The organism is Oleiphilus sp. HI0128, from assembly GCF_001635365.1.
Genome location: NZ_LWGG01000906.1, coordinates 1 through 2,608 on the forward strand (window position 1 = coordinate 1; position 2,608 = coordinate 2,608).

Below are 2,608 nucleotides of genomic sequence, written 5' to 3' on the forward strand. Positions count from 1 at the left end.
TGCTCGTCACGGTGGTCGCTACGACCCTTCGACCGAGGAAAGCATTAAACCGCAACAAGCGATCGAGGCGATGTATAGAGCGACGAAAGGTGATGCTTACGTTTGTTCTGACGTCGGGCAGCACCAGATGTTTGCAGCTCAGTACTATAAATTTGATAAGCCAAATCGTTGGATTAACTCTGGTGGTTTAGGGACGATGGGTTTTGGTTTGCCAGCGGCAATGGGGATAAAGCTTCATTATCCTAATGAGGAGGTTGTCTGCGTAACGGGTGAAGGCAGTATTCAGATGAATATTCAGGAACTGTCGACCTGTAAGCAATATGACTTGCCGGTGAAGGTTTTAATACTGAACAATCAGGCTTTAGGGATGGTTAAGCAGTGGCAGGATATGAATTATGAATCGCGCCACTCTCATTCGTATATGGAGTCCTTGCCAGATTTTACTAAGTTGGTGGAATCATATGGTCATGTTGGTTTGACTGTCACTAAACTTAGCGAGCTGGATACGACGATGGAGAAGGCTTTTGCGATGAAAGATCGTTTGGTTTTCATCAACGTTTATGTTGATCCGAAAGAGCATGTTTATCCGATGCAAATTGCGCGCGGATCTATGAATGACATGTGGTTAAGCAAAACGGAGAGGACTTAAGCCATGCGTCGAATAATTTCAGTTTTGTTAGAGAATGAGCCGGGAGCTCTGTCGCGTGTTGTAGGGCTGTTTTCACAGCGAAATTATAATATCGAGACATTAACTGTTGCGCCGACGGATGATGGTACGCTGTCTCGTTTAACGGTTACAACTTCAGGCTCCGACAAGGTCATTGAGCAGATTACCAAGCAGCTAAACAAGTTGGTTGAAGTGGTGAAGCTGGTTGATCTGACGGAAGGTGCTCATATAGAGCGCGAGTTGATGTTGGTTAAGATTAAGGCAGCGGGCTCTCAAAGAGCAGAGATTAAGCGTTGTGTTGATATCTTTCGTGGTCAGATAGTGGATGTTACTAGTTCTGCCTATACGGTACAGATCACAGGTAATAGCGACAAGTTGGATGCATTTATTGCTTCGATAGCTGAAGGAAGTGTGCTCGAGGTGGTTCGTTCGGGTGTTTCAGGTATTGCGCGTGGCGAGAAAGTGCTAAGTCTATAGCGTGTTGTTTAGTAAAATTTTAATTAAGCGTCGATTTATTTCGACAAGAGAAAAGTAGAGGATTGTCATGCAGGTTTATTACGATAAAGATTGTGATCTATCGATCATTAAAGGTAAGAAAGTTTCAATTATTGGTTATGGTTCGCAAGGTCATGCTCATGCCTGTAACTTGAAAGATTCTGGTGTTGATGTAACGGTTGGTCTACGTGCAAATTCTTCTTCTGTAGCGAAAGCGGAAGCGCATGGTTTGACTGTTAAGCCGGTTGCTGAGGCTGTCTCTGGTGCTGATGTAGTAATGATTTTGACTCCAGATGAGTTTCAGTCTGTTTTGTACAAAGAAGAAATTGAGCCAAACATTAAGCAGGGTGCTACTCTAGCATTTGCTCATGGTTTTGCTATTCATTATAACCAGGTTGTGCCTCGTGCCGATCTTGATGTTATCATGATCGCTCCAAAAGCGCCGGGCCACACGGTTCGTTCAGAATTTGTGAAGGGCGGTGGTATTCCAGACTTAATCGCTATCTATCAGGATGCAACGGGTAAGGCTAAAGATGTTGCGCTATCTTACGCTTCAGGTGTAGGTGGTGGTCGTACGGGCATTATCGAAACAACTTTCAAAGATGAAACTGAAACTGACTTGTTCGGTGAGCAGGCTGTTCTTTGTGGTGGTGCTGTTGAGTTGGTTAAGATGGGTTTTGAAACGCTTACTGAAGCGGGTTATGCGCCTGAAATGGCTTACTTCGAATGTTTGCATGAATTGAAGTTGATCGTAGACCTTATGTATGAAGGCGGTATCGCCAATATGAACTACTCAATCTCAAACAATGCTGAATACGGCGAGTATGTAACGGGCCCAGAAGTTATTAACGAAGAGTCTCGTGCAGCGATGCGTAATGCGCTTAAGCGTATTCAGAATGGTGAGTATGCGAAAATGTTCATTTCAGAGGGTGCAACAAACTATCCTTCAATGACTGCGTACCGTCGTAACAATGCTGCGCACCCAATCGAGCAGGTTGGTGGTGAGCTTCGTAAGATGATGCCATGGATTAACAAGATTGTTGATAAGAGCAAAAACTAAACATTAGTTGTTTTTGCAGGTAAGATAAGGCGGCTCTCTGGTTTTTCCAGAGAGCCGTTTTTTTATGTTTAATGATGAGAGTTGATGATGAGTGATATGAATTCAGAAAAGCAGGGTGATGTAGAAAAGGAAGAGGTGAGCGAGTCGCCGGCTCATCGTTCAAAGCTGGGGCGAGGGATCTATCTGTTGCCGAACCTGTTTACAACAGCTTCGTTGTTTTCTGGATTCTATGCGATCGTCGCTGCTATGAATGGTCATTTTGATAATGCAGCAATTGCCATCTTTATATCAATGATTCTGGATGGCTTAGATGGTCGTGTGGCGCGTATGACGAATACGCAGAGCGCTTTTGGTGCAGAGTACGATAGTTTGGTCGATATGGTTGC

Annotated in this window: 4 protein-coding genes; all 4 read left to right on the forward strand. The window is 44.2% G+C overall.

Going from position 1 to position 2,608, the window contains the following annotated elements:
• Nucleotides 1-649: thiamine pyrophosphate-dependent enzyme (locus A3763_RS14755; RefSeq protein WP_231872207.1), on the forward strand; the 649-nt coding region annotated here is incomplete at its 5' end.
• 3 nt (nt 650-652) lie between these two features.
• Nucleotides 653-1,144: an acetolactate synthase small subunit gene (gene ilvN / locus A3763_RS14760; protein WP_068510904.1), complete on the forward strand. Its 492-nt coding sequence runs from the start codon at nt 653-655 to the stop codon at nt 1,142-1,144.
• 67 nt (nt 1,145-1,211) lie between these two features.
• Entirely contained in the window at nt 1,212-2,222 is a 1,011-nt protein-coding gene (gene ilvC, locus A3763_RS14765; RefSeq protein ID WP_068510906.1) for a ketol-acid reductoisomerase, read from the forward strand.
• Nucleotides 2,223-2,318: 96 nt separating this feature from the next.
• A partial coding sequence (locus A3763_RS14770) for a phosphatidylcholine/phosphatidylserine synthase (protein WP_369823116.1) occupies nt 2,319-2,608 on the forward strand: 290 nt, incomplete at its 3' end.

What these genes read in the sequence shown, in the direction of transcription:
- ilvN (WP_068510904.1), top strand. Translation starts at nt 653, where the DNA reads ATGCGTCGAATAATTTCAGTTTTGTTAGAGAATGAGCCGGGAGCTCTG.
- ilvC (WP_068510906.1), top strand. Translation starts at nt 1,212, where the DNA reads ATGCAGGTTTATTACGATAAAGATTGTGATCTATCGATCATTAAAGGT.